This is a genomic window from Acidovorax sp. FW305-C-20-28, assembly GCF_058783375.1.
Map to the genome: position 1 here is coordinate 101,486 of NZ_JBYSYM010000013.1, position 16,059 is coordinate 117,544.

The 16,059-nt window shown below is 68.2% G+C and carries 16 protein-coding genes; 5 read left to right on the top strand and 11 right to left on the bottom strand.

The features are described from left to right. Positions 1-12: 12 nt before the first annotated feature. Positions 13-891, bottom strand: coding sequence for a LysR family transcriptional regulator (locus AC3WOH_RS16410; RefSeq protein ID WP_492230374.1), 879 nt, complete (start codon positions 889-891; stop codon positions 13-15). A 106-nt stretch (positions 892-997) separates the two neighbouring features. Between AC3WOH_RS16410 and AC3WOH_RS16415 the strand changes: the two genes are divergently transcribed. Genes AC3WOH_RS16415 through AC3WOH_RS16425 form a run of 3 tightly spaced genes read left to right on the top strand, consistent with a single transcriptional unit; the run spans position 998 to position 4,854 of the window. After that, on the top strand, positions 998-2,704 hold the full coding sequence (locus tag AC3WOH_RS16415) for an acyl-CoA dehydrogenase family protein (RefSeq protein ID WP_492230375.1): 1,707 nt from the start codon (positions 998-1,000) through the stop codon (positions 2,702-2,704). Between the two features lie 34 nt (positions 2,705-2,738). Then, positions 2,739-3,713: a Bug family tripartite tricarboxylate transporter substrate binding protein gene (locus tag AC3WOH_RS16420; RefSeq protein ID WP_492230376.1), complete on the top strand. Its 975-nt coding sequence runs from the start codon at positions 2,739-2,741 to the stop codon at positions 3,711-3,713. Between the two features lie 13 nt (positions 3,714-3,726). Next, the gene (locus tag AC3WOH_RS16425; RefSeq protein ID WP_492230377.1) at positions 3,727-4,854 is read left to right on the top strand and encodes a CaiB/BaiF CoA transferase family protein; all 1,128 of its coding nucleotides are present in this window, start codon (positions 3,727-3,729) and stop codon (positions 4,852-4,854) included. 17 nt (positions 4,855-4,871) lie between these two features. On the opposite strand, the gene AC3WOH_RS16430 is transcribed toward AC3WOH_RS16425, so the two are convergent. From AC3WOH_RS16430 to AC3WOH_RS16455, 6 genes are all read right to left on the bottom strand, one after another. After that, positions 4,872-5,909 (bottom strand): amino acid ABC transporter substrate-binding protein, encoded by a 1,038-nt coding sequence (locus tag AC3WOH_RS16430; protein ID WP_492230378.1) that lies wholly within the window; start codon positions 5,907-5,909, stop codon positions 4,872-4,874. Positions 5,910-6,123: 214 nt separating this feature from the next. After that, a complete protein-coding gene (locus AC3WOH_RS16435) occupies positions 6,124-6,633 on the bottom strand; it encodes a GNAT family N-acetyltransferase (RefSeq protein WP_492230379.1) in 510 nt (169 codons plus the stop codon). Between the two features lie 4 nt (positions 6,634-6,637). Beyond that, on the bottom strand, positions 6,638-7,972 hold the full coding sequence (glmM, locus tag AC3WOH_RS16440; RefSeq protein ID WP_492230380.1) for a phosphoglucosamine mutase: 1,335 nt from the start codon (positions 7,970-7,972) through the stop codon (positions 6,638-6,640). Between the two features lie 69 nt (positions 7,973-8,041). Continuing rightward, positions 8,042-8,884: a dihydropteroate synthase gene (gene folP / locus AC3WOH_RS16445; protein ID WP_492230381.1), complete on the bottom strand. Its 843-nt coding sequence runs from the start codon at positions 8,882-8,884 to the stop codon at positions 8,042-8,044. Positions 8,885-9,038: 154 nt separating this feature from the next. Then, positions 9,039-10,967 (bottom strand): ATP-dependent zinc metalloprotease FtsH, encoded by a 1,929-nt coding sequence (gene ftsH / locus AC3WOH_RS16450; RefSeq protein WP_492230382.1) that lies wholly within the window; start codon positions 10,965-10,967, stop codon positions 9,039-9,041. A gap of 193 nt (positions 10,968-11,160) precedes the next feature. Next, complete coding sequence (locus tag AC3WOH_RS16455) at positions 11,161-11,823, bottom strand: RlmE family RNA methyltransferase (protein WP_492230383.1); 663 nt, start codon at positions 11,821-11,823, stop codon at positions 11,161-11,163. Positions 11,824-11,856: 33 nt separating this feature from the next. On the opposite strand from AC3WOH_RS16455, the gene AC3WOH_RS16460 reads away from it, so the two are divergent. Then, the gene (locus tag AC3WOH_RS16460) at positions 11,857-12,333 is read left to right on the top strand and encodes a YhbY family RNA-binding protein (protein ID WP_184862299.1); all 477 of its coding nucleotides are present in this window, start codon (positions 11,857-11,859) and stop codon (positions 12,331-12,333) included. Between the two features lie 5 nt (positions 12,334-12,338). Beyond that, positions 12,339-13,109 (top strand): glycosyltransferase, encoded by a 771-nt coding sequence (locus tag AC3WOH_RS16465; RefSeq protein ID WP_492230384.1) that lies wholly within the window; start codon positions 12,339-12,341, stop codon positions 13,107-13,109. A gap of 6 nt (positions 13,110-13,115) precedes the next feature. On the opposite strand, the gene AC3WOH_RS16470 is transcribed toward AC3WOH_RS16465, so the two are convergent. The 4 genes from AC3WOH_RS16470 to AC3WOH_RS16485 all read right to left on the bottom strand — a co-directional run bounded on the left by AC3WOH_RS16470 (position 13,116) and on the right by AC3WOH_RS16485 (position 16,017). Continuing rightward, complete coding sequence (locus AC3WOH_RS16470) at positions 13,116-13,571, bottom strand: DUF4149 domain-containing protein (RefSeq protein ID WP_492230385.1); 456 nt, start codon at positions 13,569-13,571, stop codon at positions 13,116-13,118. A 20-nt stretch (positions 13,572-13,591) separates the two neighbouring features. Beyond that, positions 13,592-14,068: a transcription elongation factor GreA gene (gene greA, locus AC3WOH_RS16475; RefSeq protein ID WP_492230386.1), complete on the bottom strand. Its 477-nt coding sequence runs from the start codon at positions 14,066-14,068 to the stop codon at positions 13,592-13,594. 133 nt (positions 14,069-14,201) lie between these two features. After that, positions 14,202-14,930, bottom strand: a complete 729-nt coding sequence (locus AC3WOH_RS16480; RefSeq protein WP_492230387.1) for an alpha/beta fold hydrolase — start codon at positions 14,928-14,930, stop codon at positions 14,202-14,204. Positions 14,931-15,057: 127 nt separating this feature from the next. Beyond that, a complete protein-coding gene (locus AC3WOH_RS16485) occupies positions 15,058-16,017 on the bottom strand; it encodes an AraC-like ligand-binding domain-containing protein (RefSeq protein WP_492230388.1) in 960 nt (319 codons plus the stop codon). Positions 16,018-16,059 lie beyond the last annotated feature (42 nt).

The following is a 16,059-nucleotide window of genomic DNA, read 5'->3' on the forward strand; positions in this document are numbered from 1 at the left end:
ACCACCAGCCACTCAGTCCTTCGCCGCCAATTCCTGGAGCAGGCGCGGCACGAGCACGTTGCGCGACGCCGCATGCCAGACGGCGTAGGCCTCGGACTGCCTGCCCGATCCTGCCAGCGGCCGGAACACCGCGCCCGGCAGCGCGCAGCGCCGCATCGCATCGGGCACCAGGGCCACGCCCATGCCCTGGGACACCAGGGACACCACCGCCAGCCAGTGCCGCACCTGCATGCGCACCTCCGGATAGAAGCCTGCGTCGGCGCAGACCGAAAGAATGCGCGCATGGTAGTCGGGCGATGCACTGCGCGAGAACAGCACGAAGGGCTCGTCCTTGAGCTGCCCCACCGCCACCGTGCGCTTTCTGGCCAGCGCATGGTCCATGGGCAGGCAGGCCACGAAGGGCTCGGACACCAGCAGGCGGCAATCGAGCTCGGCCGGCACCTGGTGGGTGTGGGCAAAACCAATGTCCAGCCGGTCATGGAGCAGCTCGGTCATCTGCTCGGCGGAATTGAGCTCGGTCAGCGTGACCCGCACGGCAGGGTGGGCGGCCTGAAAGCGCACCAGCGCCTGCGGCAGGCCGCGGTACAGCATGGAGCCGACGAAGCCGATGCGCAGCCGCCCTGCCGCCCCCTGGGCGACCTGGCGGGCCTCGATGGCGGCCTCCTGGGCCGCCTGCAGCAGGCTCTGCGCCGAGGCCTGCAGCGCCTGGCCTGCGGGCGTGAGGCGCACCGCCTTGCTGCTGCGCTCGAACAGTTGCGCGCCCACCGACTCCTCGAGCTGGCGGATGGCCACGCTCAGCGGCGGCTGCGATATCGCCAGGCGGCGCGCTGCGCGGCCGAAATGCAGCTCCTCGGCCAGGACGGTGAAGTAGCGCAGGTGGCGCAATTCCATGGCAGGCCTTTCATCAATATTCAAATCAAAATGAACAAGACCAAATCAATATTAGACAAGAATTATTGAGCGGCGAAGAATGGGCGGCACAAGGAGACAAGCCACCATGCCCACTTCGCCCACCGACGAAGCCGCCCGCCATCCCGTGCCCGACCGCCACGGCACCAGCCTCTACAGCACGGACACCGAACTGCACCGCCTGCTGGCGCTGTACCTGCCGGCCGAGCTGCTGGCCCACATGCGCCCCCACTTCGAGCGCCTGGGCGCCCTGGCCGGGGGGCCTCTGGACGAACTGGCCCGCACCGCCGACCAGAACCCACCCACGCTGTCGGTACGCACCCGCACGGGCCGCGATCTGCAGACGGTGCACAAGCACCCGGCCTATGTGGAAATGGAGCGGCTGGCCTACAGCGAGTTCGGCCTGGCCGCGATGTCGCACCGCGAGGAGACCCTGGGTTGGAAGGGCCGCATGCCGCCGCTGGTGAAGTACGTGCTGACCTACCTCTTCGTGCAGGCCGAGTTCGGGCTGTGCTGCCCGGTGTCCATGACCGATTCGCTGGCGCGCACGCTGAAGAAATTCGGCAGCCCCGAACTGGTGGCGCGCCTCCTGCCGCGCCTGCAGCACCTGGACTTCGACAACGTGGCCCAGGGCGCCATGTTCATGACCGAGCAGGCCGCGGGCTCGGACATCGCGGCCACCGAGACGCGCGCCCACCAGGATGCACAGGGCCAGTGGCACCTCAGCGGCGACAAGTGGTTCTGCTCCAACCCCGATGCCGACTTCGCGATGGTGCTGGCGCGCTGCGAGGGCAGTGCCCCGGGCCTCAAGGGGGTGTCGCTGTTCCTGCTGCCCCGCCTGCTGGACGATGGCACGCCCAACCACTACCGCATCCTGCGGCTCAAGAACAAGCTGGGCACACGCTCCATGGCCAGCGGCGAGATCCGCCTGGAGGGAGCCCTTGCCCACCTGGTGGGCGAACAGGGGCGCGGCTTCGTGCAGATGGCCGACATGGTGAACAACTCGCGCCTGTCCAACGGCGTGCGCGCGGCGGGGCTGATGCGCCGCGCCGTGGCCGAAGCGCAGTACATCGCCAGCGAGCGCCGCGCCTTCAGCCAGCGCCTGCAGGACATGCCCCTCATGCAGCGCCAGTTGCTCAAGCTGCTGCTGCCGGCCGAGCAGGCGCGCAGCATGGTGTTCCAGACGGCCCAGGCCCTGGCCCGGTCCGATGCAGGCGAGCCGGGGGCCTATGCGCTGCTGCGCATCCTCACGCCGCTCATCAAGTTCCGCGCCTGCCGCGATGCGCGCAAGGTGACCGGTGACGCCATGGAGGTGCGCGGCGGCTGCGGCTACATCGAGGAGTGGAGCGACCCGCGCCTGGTGCGCGATGCCCACCTCGGTTCGATCTGGGAGGGCACGAGCAACATCGTCGCGCTGGACGTGGTGCGCGCCATCCGGCGCGAAGGCTCGCTGCCCGTGCTGCAGGCCCATTGCGAGGCGCTGATCGACGATGCGCCCATCGCCCCGGGCTTTGCACAGGCCCTGCGCGACGCCCTGGCCCGGGCCGCGGCACTGGCCCTGCGCGCTGCAGACAGCGGCGACGACACGCTGGCGCGGCAGTGCGCCTCGGCCCTCTACCACGTGGCCAGCGCGGTCGCCATGGCCTGGGAGGGTGCCCGTGGCGGCAGTGCGCAGCGCGTCGAATGGGCCCAGTTGGTGCTGCTGCACCGCGTGCTGCCGCGCGACCCGCTGGGCGCCACGGACATCCCCGAAGACTGGGTGGCCAGGGCGGCCGCACAGGCACCCATCGCCTGAACCTTTGAACGACAGATAACAACGGAGACAGACCATGCGACTTCTGGCCACCCTCGCGCTCGCCACGGCGGCAGCGCTCCCCCTGCTGCCCACGGCCCAGGCCCAGGGCTTTCCCGAGCGCCCCGTCATCCTGGTGATCCCCTTCCCTCCGGGCGGCCCCACCGATGCGATGGCGCGCACCCTGGCCGCCGAGATGAAGGACCGCCTGGGCCAGCCCATGGTGGTGGAGAACCGACCCGGCGCGGGCGGCAACATCGGCGCGGAGTATGTGGCCCGTGCCGCGCCCGACGGCCAGACCCTGCTGTTCGGCACCTCGGGGCCGCTGGCCATCAACGCCAGCCTGTACCGCAAGATCGGCTACGACCCGGCCAAGAGTTTCGCCCCCGTGATCCAGGTCGGCCACCTGCCCAACATCCTGGTCGTGAACCCTGCGGTGCCGGCCAGGAATGTGAAGGAGCTGATCGCCTATGCCAAGGCCTCGCCGGGCAAGCTGAGCTATGCCTCGTCGGGCAACGGCGCCTCGTCGCACCTGGCGGGCGTGCTGTTCAATGCCTCGGCCGGCGTGGACCTGCAGCACATTCCCTACAAGGGCACCGGGCCGGCACTCACCGACCTGCTGGGCGGGCAGGTGACGATGAGCTTCACCGATGTGCTCACGGCCCTGCCCTACGTCAAGAGCGGCAAGCTGCGCGCACTGGGCATCACCACGGCCGAGCGCTCGCAGGCGCTGCCGGACCTGCCGACCGTGGCCGAGCAAGGGGTGCCAGGCTATGACGTGAGCGTGTTCTTCGGCATCGTGGCCCCGGCGGGCACCCCGCCCGAGCGCATCGCCAAGCTCAACAAGGCCTTTGTCGATGTGCTGGCGACCGACAAGGTCAAGCAGCTGTTCGCCTCCCAGGGGCTCGAATCGGCGCCCTCCTCCAAGCCGGAGCAACTGGGCAAATTCATCGACACGCAGATCAGCAAGTGGAGCGGTGTGGTCAAGCAATCGGGCGCACAGCTCGATTGATGGGGCGCCCCCTATGAACGCATCTCTTTTGTCTGCGGGTGCCCTGGCGGGCATCCGCGTGCTGGACATCTCGCGCATCCTCGGCGGCCCCTACTGTGGCCAGATCCTGGGCGACCATGGCGCCGACGTGCTCAAGGTGGAGCCGCCGCAGGGCGACGACACACGCACCTGGGGCCCGCCGTTCAAGGAGGGCGTGGCCTCCTACTACCACGGGCTCAACCGCAACAAGCGCAACATGCACCTGGACCTGGGCAGCCCCGAAGGGCGCGAGGCACTGCTGACCCTGCTGGCCGAGGCCGACGTGCTGATCGAGAACTTCAAGGCCGGCACCATGGAACGCTGGGGCCTGGGGTACACAGAACTGTCCGCGCGCTTTCCGCGCCTGGTGTGGTGCCGCGTGACGGGTTTCGGCACCGATGGCCCGCTGGGCGCCCTGCCCGGCTACGACGCGGCCGTGCAGGCCATGGCGGGCATCATGAGCATCAACGGCGAAGCCGAGGGCGGCCCCCTGCGCGTGGGCCTGCCCGTGGTGGACATGGTGACCGGGCTGAACGCCGTGATCGGGGTGCTGCTGGCGCTGCAGGAGCGCCAGCGCAGCGGGCGCGGCCAATTGGTCGAGGCGGCGCTGTACGACAGCGGCCTGTCGCTGCTGCACCCGCATGCCGCCAACTGGTTCGTCGATGGGCGCACCCCGCAGCGCACGGGCAACGCGCACCCCAACATCTACCCCTACGACACCCTGGCCACGCGCACGCAGCCCGTGTTCGTTGCCGTGGGCAACGACCGCCAGTTCGCCAGCCTGTGCCGCTGCATCGGTGTGCCCGCCCTGGCGGACGACCCCCTCTATGCGCGGGCCGGCGACCGCTCGGTGCACCGCACGGCACTGAAGACCGCACTGGAAGACGCGATGCAGGAGTGCGACGGCAGCGCGCTGGTGGACACCCTCATGGCCGCCGGCGTGCCCGCCGCGCCGGTGCTGTCCGTCGATGCGGCACTGGCGCATCCGCACACGGCGCACCGGGAGATGGTGGTGGAGCTGCCCGGCGGCTATCGCGGCATCGGTGCACCGGTGAAACTCAGCCGCACGCCGGCCAGCTACCGCCATGCCCCCCTGACGCCCGGGACGCGCTTTCAGGACTGAACGGAGGCGACACTCTCTTAGCGCACCGGGAAGGCGTACATCAGACCGCCCTTGTTCCACAGGTTGTTCAGGCCGCGCTGCAGGCCCAGCGCGGACTTGGGGCCCACATTGCGCTCGAAGATCTCGCCATAGTTGCCCGTGGTCTTGACCGCGCGGGCCAGCCAGTCGCGGTCCAGGCCCAGCAGCTTGCCCGTGTCTTCGGTGGTGCCCAGCAGGCGCTGCACCACGGGGTCGGTGCTGCTGGTCTTGAGGCGATCGACCGAGGCCTGGGTCACGCCATACTCCTCGGCCTCGACCAGGCCGTAGACCACCCACTTGACGATGGCAAACCATTCGTCATCGCCACGGCGCACCATGGGGCCCAGTGGCTCTTTGGAAATCAGCTCGGGCAGCAGCACGTGTTCCGAGGGATCCTTGGCCTCCTTGTTGCGCACCGAGGCCAGGCCGGAGGCGTCCGTGGTGTAGCCCACGCAGCGCCCGGCAAAATAGGCGGCGGTGGCGGCCTCGACCTTCTCGAACACGGCGGGCTTGATGGCCAGGTTGTGGGTCTTGGAGTAGTCGAGCAGGTTCTTCTCGGTGGTGGTGCCCGACTGCAGGCACACGGTCTGCCCCTTGAGCTGCTTCATGCTCTTGATGCCGCTCTTCTTGAGCACCAGCACGCCCTGGCCGTCGTAGTAGGTCACGGCGGTCTGGTGCAGGCCCATGGAGGCATCGCGGGCGAGCGAGAACGTGGTGTTGCGCGAGAGCACATCGATCTCACCCGACTGCAAGGCCGTGAAGCGCTGCGCGGTGCTCAGCGGCACGAACTTGACCTTCTCGCCATCGCCCAACACCGCGGCCGCCACGGCGCGGCAGATATCCACATCGAGGCCCGACCACTTGCCTCCGGTATCGGCCACCGAAAAACCGGCCAGCGCCGTGTTCACACCGCAGACCACCTGGCCCCGGGCCTTGATGCCATCCAGCGTCTTGCCGGCATGGGCCGGCAAGGAGGCCGCGGCACCGGCGGCAAGGAACAGGCAGGTGGCTGCGGCGCGCAGGAAGGTGAGGGTCATGAAAGGCGTGCTCCTTGAAAAAGGCGGCCGTGGTGCAGGATGTGCACCGCGCGCCACCACCTTGTGGGTGCGAGATTCTGGACGATAGCTGCCATGCGCCTGCATCGGGATTTACGCGGGTGCCAACAGCCAACAGGCTACACGGATCGCGCCCCCGCATCCAAGGGCAAAACAGCTGCTTACAAAGATCGGGCGGCAGGGCACCGCCGGGGGCTCAGGGCAGCAGCTTCTTCTGCAGGAACTGCGCCTGGCCCATGGCCGGGTCCAGCGCGTAGGGGGCGAAGCCCTCGCGCAGGTACAGCGCCATGGCGCTGGTGTTGCCGGAGAGCACTTCGAGCGTGAGCTTGCAGGCCCCACGCTCGCGCGCGATGGTCTCCACCAGCGCGAGCATGCGCTGCGCGATGCGCTGGCCGCGCCAGCCCGGCGCCACCACCACGTCGTGCACATTGACCAGCGGCAGGCAGGCAAAGGTGGAAAAGCCCTCGAAGCAATTGACCAGGCCCACCGGCACGGCCCCACCCTCTTGTTGCGCCCAGGCGATCACGCTGAAGGCCTGGGGGCGCTGCTGGAGCGCAGCGGGCAGGCCCTGCAGCACCTGCGCGGCCAGCGGCTGGCCGCCACCGGCGGCATCGCGAGCATAGCCATCGAGCAGCTGCACCAGTGCCTGGGCGTCGCCAGGCTCGCCATAGTCCACACGGCGCACATCGATCGTTGCTGCGGCCATGGGCTCAACCGGCACGTGCGGCATCGACCAGGCGCTGGGCGCAGCGGCTGGCCATTTGGGCTTCGCGCGCCTCGACCATCACGCGCAGCAGGGGTTCGGTGCCGCTGGCGCGGATCAGCACCCGGCCCGTGTTGCCCAGCTCCTGCTTCACAGCCTCGGTCTCGCGCGCTAGCAGGGCATTGGACTTCCAGTCCTGCCCCGGCGCCAGGCGCACGTTGAGCAGTACCTGCGGGTACAGGGTCACGTCGCTGAGGAGTTCGGGCAGCTTCTTGCCGCTGCGCACGCAGGCCTGCAGCACCTGCAGTGCGCTGACCAGGCCATCGCCCGTGGTGTGGCGGTCCAGCGCCAGCAGGTGGCCCGAGCCCTCGCCGCCCAGGTTCCAGCCGTGGCGTGCCAGTTCTTCGAGCACGTAACGATCGCCCACCTTGGCGCGCACGAACTGCACGCCGCGCTGCTGCAGAGCCACCTCCACGGCCATGTTGGTCATGAGCGTGCCGACCACGCCCGGCACCTCTTCGCCCCGGCCCAGGCGGTCCGCGGCCATCAGGTAAAGCAGTTCGTCGCCGTTGTACAGGCGGCCCGCCGCGTCCACCATCTGCAGGCGGTCGGCATCACCGTCCAGGGCAATGCCGTAGTCGGCGCGGTTGGCGCGCACCGAGCGCACCAGGGCCTCGGGATGGGTGGCGCCCACTTCGTGGTTGATGTTCAGGCCATCAGGCGCGCAACCGATGGAGATCACCTCGGCGCCCAGCTCGTGGAACACCTTGGGAGCCACCTGGTAGGCCGCGCCATGGGCACCGTCCACCACGATCTTCAGGCCCTTGAGCGTGAGGTCCTGCGGGAAGGTGCTCTTGCAGAACTCGATGTAGCGGCCTGCCGCGTCGTCGAGCCGGCGCGCCTTGCCCAGGCTGGCCGAATCGGCCCACACCGGGGCTTCCGCGAGCGCGGCCTCCACCGCCAGCTCCCAGGCGTCGGGCAGCTTGGTGCCCTGGGCGCTGAAGAACTTGATGCCGTTGTCGGGGAAGGCGTTGTGGCTGGCGCTGATCACCACGCCCAGGCTGGCGCGCTGCGCGCGCGTGAGGTAGGCCACGCCCGGCGTGGGCAGCGGGCCGAGCAGCACCACATCGACCCCGGCGGAGTTGAATCCCGACTCCAGCGCGCTTTCAAGCATGTAGCCCGAGATGCGCGTGTCCTTGCCGATCAGCACGGTGGGGCGCTCTTCGGTGCGGCGCAGCACGCGGCCCACGGCATGGGCAAGGCGCAGCACGAAGTCGGGGGTGATAGGGGCCTGGCCCACGGTACCGCGGATGCCGTCGGTGCCGAAATACTGGCGTGTCATGGGGGAAGATCTCCTCGGGTTCTGTCGTTTTTGTGGGTGTGCCATGCGCCAGCCGTCGGCGCACCGCCTTCAGGGCTGCTGTACCTGCTGCTCCATCGCCTGCCATACGGCCAGGGCGGTCACGGTCTCGGCGACGTCGTGCACGCGCACGATGCGCGCACCGTGTACCACCGCCAGCAGCGCTGCGGCCACGCTGGGCAGCATGCGCTCACCGGCCACGGCCAGCCCGGTCACGGCGCCCAGGGACGATTTGCGTGACCAGCCGGCCAGCACGGCATGGCCTGTGGCCACGAGTTCCTGCTGGCGTGCCAGCAGGGCAAAATTCTGTTCCACCGTCTTGCCGAAGCCGATGCCGGGGTCGAGCACGATGCGGCTGCGGTCCACGCCCAGGGCCTGCAACTGGCTGGATGCGGTTTCCAGGAACACGCGCACCTCGCGCACCACGTCACCCTCCATGGGCGCCACCTGCATGGTCTGCGGGTCGCGGTGCATGTGCATCAGGCAGATCCCGCAGCCCGGGTGGGCCGCCACCACGCCCTGGGCTCCCGGGCGGCGCAGCGCCCACACGTCGTTGACGATGTCGGCCCCCAGGTCGAGCACGGCCTGCATGACTTCTGGCTTGTAGGTGTCCACGGAAACCGGCACGCCCAGAGAGACCGCCCCCTGCACGACGGGCACGACGCGCGCCAGCTCCTCTGCGAGCGGCACCGCCGGGCTGCCCGGCCGCGTGGATTCACCGCCGATGTCCAGGATGTGCGCACCCTCCTTGACCAGTTGCTCGCAGTGGCGCAGGGCCGCGGCCGTGCCGGCATGCTGGCCGCCATCGGAGAAGGAGTCGGGCGTGACGTTGACGATGCCCATGACCTGCGGGCGGGCCAGGTCGATCGCGAAACGGGAGGTCTGCCAGGGCATGGGGAGAAGGAGCCCACCGGCGAAAGCGGCGGCTGCAGGGGAAGAATGAAAGAAGGCGGAGGAGAGGACGGCCCGGCCACGAAAAACGGGGCACTGGGCCCCGTTTGTCCAATCGAACCTTGCTGGCCCGTGGCCTGCCGTCCTGCTGGACCGATCAGGCAGCCGAAGGTGCGGCGGGCGATGCGTCCGTCGCCACGGCAGGTGTGCCGCCGCCAGGCGTGTCGCCACCCGACGAAGGCGTGCGCGGCGTCCAGTCCTTGGGAGGACGGGGCGGCTTGCCGGCCATGATGTCGTCGAGCTGTTCCATGTCGATGGTTTCCCATTCGAGCAAGGCCTTGGCCATGGCATGCATCTTGTCGCTGTTCTCTTCGATCAGGCGGCGTGCCAGGTCGTACTGCTCGTCGATGATGCGGCGCACTTCGCTGTCGACCTTCTCCATGGTCTGCTCGCTCATGTTCGTGGTCTTGGTGACCGAGCGGCCCAGGAAGACCTCGCCCTCGTTCTCGGCGTAGACCATGGGGCCCAGGGCCGTGGTCATGCCATAGCGGGTCACCATGTCGCGCGCGATGTGCGTGGCACGCTCGAAGTCGTTGCTGGCGCCGGTGGTCATCTGGTTCATGAACACTTCTTCGGCGATGCGGCCACCGAACAGCATGCTGATCTGGTTGAGCATGTACTCGCGGTCGTAGCTGTAGCGGTCCTGCTCGGGCAGGCTCATGGTCACGCCCAGGGCACGGCCGCGGGGGATGATGGTGACCTTGTGCACCGGATCGCACTTGGGCAGCAGCTTGCCGATCAGGGCGTGGCCGGCCTCGTGGTAGGCCGTGTTGCGGCGCTCTTCCTCGGGCATGACCATGCTCTTGCGCTCGGGGCCCATGAGGATCTTGTCCTTGGCCTTCTCGAAGTCCTGCATCTCCACGGTGCGCGCGTTGCGGCGCGCAGCCATCAGGGCCGCTTCGTTGCACAGGTTGGCCAGGTCGGCACCGCTCATGCCGGGCGTGCCGCGCGCGATGATGCCGGGGGCCACGTCCTGGCCGATCGGGATCTTGCGCATGTGCACGTTCAGGATCTGCTCGCGGCCGCGGATGTCGGGCAGCGTCACATAGACCTGGCGGTCGAAACGGCCGGGGCGCAGCAGGGCGGCGTCCAGGATGTCGGGGCGGTTGGTGGCAGCCACCACGATCACGCCCAGGTTGGTCTCGAAGCCGTCCATCTCGACCAGCATCTGGTTCAGGGTCTGCTCGCGCTCGTCGTTGCCACCGCCCAGGCCGGCGCCACGCTGGCGGCCCACGGCGTCGATTTCATCGATGAAGATGATGCAGGGAGCGTTCTTCTTGGCGTTGTCGAACATGTCGCGCACACGGGCCGCGCCCACGCCGACGAACATTTCCACGAAGTCCGAACCCGAGATGCTGAAGAACGGCACCTTGGCTTCGCCCGCGATGGACTTGGCCAGCAGGGTCTTGCCGGTACCGGGCGGGCCGACCAGCAGCAGGCCGCGCGGAATACGGCCGCCGAGCTTCTGGAACTTCTGCGGGTCCTTCAGGAAGTCCACGACTTCCTTGACTTCTTCCTTGGCCTCGTCGCAGCCAGCCACGTCCGCGAACGTGACCTGGTTGTTGTTCTCGTCGAGCATGCGCGCCTTGCTCTTGCCGAAGCTGAAGGCGCCGCCCTTGCCGCCACCCTGCATCTGGCGCATGAAGTACACCCACACACCGATGAGCAGCAGCATGGGGCCCCAGCTGACCAGGAGGGTCATGAGCAGGGAGCCTTCCTCGCGCGGCTTCACGTCGAACTTGACGTTGTGGCTGATCAGGTCGCCCACGAGGCCACGGTCGAGCACAGAAGCGTTCGTGCGGATCTTGCGGTCGTCGTTGGTGACGGCCACGATCTCGCCACCGGAGAGCCCTTCGGGGATGGTGGCGCTCTTGATACGATTGTTACGAACTTCCTCGAGGAATTCGGAGTACCCGATATGTCCTGCGCTGGCGCCGCCACGGGTGTCAAATTGCTTGAATACCGTGAACAGCACCATGGCAATGACCAGCCATACGGCAATTTTTGAAAACCACTGATTGTTCAAGCGGGGCTCCAGTTGCAAGGGAGAAGGGCGACGGTCACAGAGCCGTCACGGCCTATATGTGGCGCATTTTAGGTCTTTCAAGCCAGGGCGCCATGGCTATTCCCCCTAGCGGCCATGGGCACCGCTCGGGATTTGCGGGGGTTTTTCACACATTGGCCGGGGTTTTCCCGGCCTTTTCCCCTGATTCGGTCCATCAGGCCGGCTTCTTGAGGCCGATGCCGACCAGAAAGGTTTCCGAGGATTTATCGCGCGAGGCCTTGGGCTTGAGCGGCTTGACCACCTTGAAGGTCTGCTTGAACAGCGTGACCAGGTCGCTGTAGCCGCTGCCGTGGAACAGCTTGACCACCAGGGCCCCGTCGGGCTTGAGGTGGGCCGTGGCGAAATCCACCGCCAGCTCCACCAGATGGGAAATGCGGGCGGCATCGGACGATTCAATGCCCGAGAGATTGGGCGCCATGTCGGAGACCACCACGTCCACCACCCGGCCTTCCAGGGCCGCCTCCAGCTGGGCCAGCACCGATTCCTCGCGGAAATCGCCGTTCAGGAAGGTGACGCCTTCGATGGGCTCCATGGGCAGGATATCGAGGGCGATGATGTTGCCATTGAGCTCGCCGGTGGCTGCGCCGCTGGGCGACAGGCGCCGGCGCGCATACTGGCTCCAGGCGCCGGGGGTCGAGCCCAGGTCCACCACGGTGTAGCCGGGCTTGATGAGACCGAACTGCTCGTCGATCTCCTTGAGCTTGTAGGCCGCACGGGCCCGGTAACCCTCTTTTTGCGCCAACTTGACGTAGGTGTCGTTGACGTGGTCGTTGAGCCACGCCTTGTTGACTTTCTTGCTTTGGGTCTTAACTTTCATTGCGATTTTCTTCCAGCCTCGATAATACGGCCCATGCCCCAAATTCAACTGACTCCCGCTGAGCGCCGGGAACACCGCGCCAATGCCCACCACCTCGACCCCGTGGTCCTCGTGGGCGGCGACGGCCTCACCCCCGCCGTCCAGAAGGAAATCGACGCTGCCCTGAACGCCCACGGGCTGATCAAGGTGCGCGTCTTCGGCGATGACCGCGCCGCACGCGAGCTGATGTACCAGCAGCTCACGGCCGACCTGAACGCCGCCCCGATCCAGCACATCGGCAAGCTCCTCGTGCTGTGGCGCCCCCAGCCGGTGAAGGAGCGCGTGCTCGACGAAGACCGCATGCCCGGCCCGCGCGACGTCAAGGTGCTCAAATTCAGCAAGCGCGGCGGCCAGCGCCCCGAGATCAAGCAGCTGCGCGTGCTGGGCAACCAGCGCCTGACACCCGGCGGCCAGATCAAGCGGGCCAAGAAACCCAAGCAGAAGTCCGTCAAGAAGCGCCAGGCCGACTGATCCGCATGCTCGCCCCTGCCACGCCTGCCGGCAGCGCTGCAGCCCCCGGGGGCCAGCGCCACGTCATCTGCATGAAATGGGGCACGAAATACGGCCCCGAGTACGTCAACCGGCTCTACGCCATGGTACGCCGGCATCTGTCGGGCGACTTCCATTTCGTCTGCCTCACGGACAACGGTGCCGGCATCCGCCGCGAAGTGCAGTGCCTGCCCATTCCGCCCCTGGACCTGCCCGCCGGCATCCCCGAACGCGGCTGGACCAAGCTCGTGACCTTCAGTGCCGACCTGCACGGCCTGCGTGGCACGGCGCTGTTCCTCGACGTGGACGTGGTGGTCACCGGATCCCTGGACGATTTCTTCACCCAGCCGGGTGAATTTCTCATCATCCACGACTACAAGCGGCCCTGGCGCATCACCGGCAATTCGTCGGTCTACCGCTTCGAGCTGGGCGCGCACCCCGATGTGCTCGAGTACTTCCGCGGCCACTTCGCAGAGATCCGCGAGCAATTTCGCAACGAACAGGCCTACCTGTCGGACTTTCTGCACCGCCAGGGCAAGCTCACCTACTGGCCTGCCGCCTGGTGCCCGAGCTTCAAGTACCACGGCATCCCCGCTTGGCCCAGCAACTACTGGAAGGCGCCTTTCGTGCCGGCGGATGCGCGCATCGTGATCTTCCATGGCGAGTGCAATCCCCCCGATGCGCTGGCCGGCCGGCGCAACCGGCGTTTTCGCTATATCCGCCCCGCCACCTGGGTGGCGGAGCACTGGCACGAGTAAATGTGATCAGGGCGCGGGCTGCGCCGCCACCGGTGCGGTGGTGGGTACGGCCTGGACCTGCACGGTGCGCCACAGCACCACCAGCGCGCACACCCATTGCAGCACGTACATGCCCGTGCCCACCGAGTGCCACAGGCGCAGGTCCTGCCGGGCCACGATGCGTGGCGACACACCGTACTGCACCAGCAGGGCGAGCAACAGGCCACCCAGCACGAAGCCCAGGGCCGCCTGGGCCCAGGGCTCCTGCACCTCTTCGTGCCGGCGCCGGGACATGAGCAACAGCAGCACGCAGCAGGCCACCGTGACCCAGGTCTGGGCGGCGAACAGCCTGGCCGCCATCTGCCCGGCCAGGGCGGGTGACGGCAGGTGGGCGAACAGCAGGGGAACCACCAGGAAACCCACGGTGGTGAGACTGCCCCACCACAAGGCGGCAACCAGGGCCGGCAGGCGCGCAGCGATCATGGAATCGACAGGCCCGTGCCTCAGATGTAGCTGACAGCCACCACTTCGTAGCGGCGGATGCCGCCGGGCGCCTGCACCTCGGCGGTATCGCCCTCTTCCTTGCCGATCAGCGCACGCGCGATGGGGCTGGAGACGTTGATCAGGCCCAGCTTGAGGTCGGCCTCGTCTTCGCCCACGATCTGGTAGGTCACCGTATCGCCGGACTCTTCATCCTCCAGCTCCACCGTGGCACCGAACACCACCTTGCCCCCCGCGTCCACTGCGGTCGGGTCGATGATCAATGCGGCGGACAACTTGCCCTCCACCTCCTGGATACGGCCTTCGATGAAGCCTTGGCGGTCCTTGGCGGCCTCGTACTCGGCGTTTTCGCTCAGGTCACCCTGCGCGCGGGCGTCGGAAATGGCCGTGATCACCCAGGGGCGGTCCACGGTCTTCAGGCGGTGCAGCTCTTCGCGCAGCTTCTCCGCGCCGCGCTTGGTGATGGGAATGGTGGTCATGTCCGTTGTCGTTCGGGTTTGTCAAAAAAACGACACCGCCGGGCCTGGGCCGGGCGGTGTCATGGACATGATTATGCCGCGTGTTGGGCGCGGGTCCAAGCGCCCAACCCCACCCGGCCAAAGGGCCCCGGGCTCAGTCCCGCCCCGCCCGCTCGATGCTGGCCGCGGCCAGCGCCGGATCGGAGAAACAGATCTCGTGGCTGCCCTGGCACTCCACCAGTCGGAACAGGCCCAGCCGCTCCGACAGGCGCGGATGCCAGGGCAGGCTGTGGGGCAAGGCCACGTCCTGCTGGGCATTGAGGTAGCTCTTGCCGATCTCCAGCGCCGCCAGCGGCACGGGCAGGCGCGCGGGCTCGGTGAAGGTGCGGTAGGGGTGCGGGTTGAGCAGCGCATAGCTGCTTTTCGCCAGGGCCTCGTCGGCATCGTTGATGAAGGCCTCGCGCCAGATCGGGTAGGGCAGCATCACCGCATTGCCATTGGCCGCCGCGACCCGGTCGAACAGCGCGCGGTAGTGCGGCGGCACCAGGTCGTTGAGGCATTCCCCGTCCTGCGGGACGAAGGCATTCCAGTACACCAGCCGGCGGATACGCCCCGGCACACGGGCAGGCATGTGGCTGATCACCATGCCGCCGTAGCTGTGGCCCACCAGGCGCACGTCGCTGAGCTTCTGCTCCTCGATGAAAGCCGCCAGCGAAGCCACCGCTTCGGCCAGCCCCGTGGCTGCTCGCTCATCGCCGGGCCGGTTGCCCGCCAGTGTGGGGCAGTGCACGGTGTGGCCGCGTGCGCGCAGGTGGCCGGCCGTGGCCTCCATCTCGGCGCCGGTGTGCCATGCGCCATGGACCAGGACATAGGTATCCGCCATCGTTGTCTCCTTGGGTGGTTGCGACAGGCCAGGCGACATGCCCTGCCCTGGCGATACCTTAGGAGACAGGCGGATGCCTGGATGGCCTGTGCGTGCCAGGCCCCTGTGCTGTGTGTGCCAGCCGCCCTCAGCGCCGCCGCCATGCGGCCGGCGTGGCGCCCATGGCGCGCTGGAAGGCACGCGCAAAGTGGGAGGCATCGGCAAAGCCGCAGCGCCGCCCGATCTCGGCCACGGAGACATGGGCCAGTTGGGGGCGGCGCAGCAGTTCGCCAGCCCGCGCCAGGCGCATCTGGCGCAGCGTGCCCGCAAAGCTGCCGCCCTGGGCCGCGAACGCACGGTGCAGGGTGCGCAGCGAGACCCCGGCTTCGTCGGCCAGCGCCTGCGCCGACAGGCCACCCTGGTCGATCCGCGCCGCCATCCGCGCCGCCAGGTGCGCATGCAGGCCCTGGGTGGCACTGGCAGGTGCCGGGGGCTGCTCCAGCGCGGCCGACAGCAAGGCCCCCAGGTGGTCCGACAGCAGCGCGGGTGGCAAGGCCTGGGCCGAACCCGGGTCACGCGCCAGTTGCACGGCCAAGGCGCCCAGACTCTGGCCCCAGCCCTGGTCACGCCAGGCCACACGGGGCCCCAGTGCCTCGGCCTGGGCCAGCCACTGCCCCACCCAGGCGCGCGGCAGCTGCAGCGAGACGCAGTGCACACCCTCCGGGAAATGCAGCTCATAGGGCCGGGCCGAATCCACCAGCGCCACATCCCCCGGGCGAAGATGGGCCACCCGGCCATCCTGGCGCACATGCCAGGATGCCTCGGCCTGGGCGATCAGGTAGAACGGTAGTTGCCGGCTGCAGGCAATGCCGGCCGGCGTGCGGTACACATCCTGCGTGGAGGCGCGCACCTGGTTGACCGAGAGGCTGGCCACCGGCAGGCTCTGCAGCATGCCGTCGAAGGTGGTCGCCTCGCGCGAGCTGCAGTCCATTTCCAGGAAGGCCTCGCAGATGGCGCCCACCCAGTAGTCCAGGCGCGCCGCGGGCGCGACCACATCGGTCGTCCACTGGCGCAATGCGGGTGAGGCGGATGCAGGGGCTGCAGGCATGGCGCCAATCTAGCGCCAAGCCCTGGCGGCAGGCAACAGGGC

What these genes read in the sequence shown, in the direction of transcription:
- greA (WP_492230386.1), bottom strand. Translation starts at nt 14,068, where the DNA reads ATGACCACCATTCCCATCACCAAGCGCGGCGCGGAGAAGCTGCGCGAA.
- AC3WOH_RS16460 (WP_184862299.1), top strand. Translation starts at nt 11,857, where the DNA reads ATGCCCCAAATTCAACTGACTCCCGCTGAGCGCCGGGAACACCGCGCC.
- AC3WOH_RS16435 (WP_492230379.1), bottom strand. Translation starts at nt 6,633, where the DNA reads ATGGCCGCAGCAACGATCGATGTGCGCCGTGTGGACTATGGCGAGCCT.
- AC3WOH_RS16470 (WP_492230385.1), bottom strand. Translation starts at nt 13,571, where the DNA reads ATGATCGCTGCGCGCCTGCCGGCCCTGGTTGCCGCCTTGTGGTGGGGC.
- AC3WOH_RS16420 (WP_492230376.1), top strand. Translation starts at nt 2,739, where the DNA reads ATGCGACTTCTGGCCACCCTCGCGCTCGCCACGGCGGCAGCGCTCCCC.
- AC3WOH_RS16480 (WP_492230387.1), bottom strand. Translation starts at nt 14,930, where the DNA reads ATGGCGGATACCTATGTCCTGGTCCATGGCGCATGGCACACCGGCGCC.
- folP (WP_492230381.1), bottom strand. Translation starts at nt 8,884, where the DNA reads ATGCCCTGGCAGACCTCCCGTTTCGCGATCGACCTGGCCCGCCCGCAG.
- AC3WOH_RS16410 (WP_492230374.1), bottom strand. Translation starts at nt 891, where the DNA reads ATGGAATTGCGCCACCTGCGCTACTTCACCGTCCTGGCCGAGGAGCTG.
- AC3WOH_RS16485 (WP_492230388.1), bottom strand. Translation starts at nt 16,017, where the DNA reads ATGCCTGCAGCCCCTGCATCCGCCTCACCCGCATTGCGCCAGTGGACG.
- AC3WOH_RS16430 (WP_492230378.1), bottom strand. Translation starts at nt 5,909, where the DNA reads ATGACCCTCACCTTCCTGCGCGCCGCAGCCACCTGCCTGTTCCTTGCC.
- AC3WOH_RS16455 (WP_492230383.1), bottom strand. Translation starts at nt 11,823, where the DNA reads ATGAAAGTTAAGACCCAAAGCAAGAAAGTCAACAAGGCGTGGCTCAAC.
- AC3WOH_RS16465 (WP_492230384.1), top strand. Translation starts at nt 12,339, where the DNA reads ATGCTCGCCCCTGCCACGCCTGCCGGCAGCGCTGCAGCCCCCGGGGGC.
- AC3WOH_RS16415 (WP_492230375.1), top strand. Translation starts at nt 998, where the DNA reads ATGCCCACTTCGCCCACCGACGAAGCCGCCCGCCATCCCGTGCCCGAC.
- glmM (WP_492230380.1), bottom strand. Translation starts at nt 7,972, where the DNA reads ATGACACGCCAGTATTTCGGCACCGACGGCATCCGCGGTACCGTGGGC.
- AC3WOH_RS16425 (WP_492230377.1), top strand. Translation starts at nt 3,727, where the DNA reads ATGAACGCATCTCTTTTGTCTGCGGGTGCCCTGGCGGGCATCCGCGTG.